The 962-nt window shown below is 28.3% G+C and carries 1 protein-coding gene and 1 pseudogene; both read right to left on the bottom strand.

The genetic code is table 11. From position 1 onward, the window contains the following. Window positions 1-426, bottom strand: a pseudogene (locus M983_RS16575) (type II and III secretion system protein); the annotation flags it as partial. Between the two features lie 2 nt (window positions 427-428). Beyond that, window positions 429-872: a TcpQ domain-containing protein gene (locus tag M983_RS17295; protein ID WP_167348703.1), complete on the bottom strand. Its 444-nt coding sequence runs from the start codon at window positions 870-872 to the stop codon at window positions 429-431. Between the last annotated feature and the right edge of the window lie 90 nt (window positions 873-962).

The raw sequence follows: 962 nt of genomic DNA, 5'->3' as shown, positions 1-962 counted from the left end.
ATTCACATCATAAAGAACAGAGATATACGAAATAAAACCCGATAATTTACCATCATATTTTATATGATAGTTGGTGCTATTTTCCTCAGGAGCCCCTTCAGTATTATCTTTTAAACCATTAGTAAATTTATACGTTAATCCTGTTTGCGCTTGTAACATCTCAAGTACAGTTGAGAAGTTGACAGGTGAATAGCTATCAATATTGATATTTGTATCTAATACACGTTTTTGCTCTGATGTGTAAGAGACTGTTGACCCTAAATAGTTTTCATTATATTCAGTAAATGGTTTTTGTTTTGAATTATTTATATTAGTAATACTAGGATCTATTTTATAAAGATTTTCCTTATCATACTTTTCACCAAAAAAAGTATTACATCCTTGTAAAGATAACGAGATGAGTAAAACGAGTATTTTATTTTTCATAATTAATTTTCTTCAATAACTAATACATTATTATTTTTAAATAATTTAATATTAAAGCTGTAATCTTGAGATGCTAATAAATTGCCAAGTTTATCTAATACGTCTCGACTTTCAGTCCCTTTGATATAAATATCATTATAGATAAGATAGTCTTTTTTGCTTTTCCATATTAATTTGTATCCTTGGCTTGAGGACCATTCTTTAATTTGTTGACTTAGAAGATTATCAGAATGTAATATCAAATCACTATTTTTGATTTGTTCTTGTATTGGTTCTTTAACCTCACCAGTAGGACTAATAACTAAATAATCAACTGGGTGAATATTATCTTTATTAATAACAGATTCAGTCTTATTATTTGATAAAAATCTTTTATTACTTAATGTCGTATTTTCTTTTTTATTTTCCGATGCTACTACTTGTTCGTTATTTTCAGCCTTAATCACATCCGCATAAGCAGTTGAGCCAGCAGAAAATAATAGTAATATTCCGCAAATTTTAATTAAAGCCCCAGCGCGTCACGCTGTGCTTGCAAT

The sequence above is a fragment of the Proteus myxofaciens ATCC 19692 genome, assembly GCF_001654855.1.
GTDB lineage: Bacteria > Pseudomonadota > Gammaproteobacteria > Enterobacterales > Enterobacteriaceae > Proteus > Proteus myxofaciens.
The sequence above is the reverse complement of the archived record's forward strand: the minus strand, read 5'-3'. Positions and strand labels throughout refer to the sequence as shown.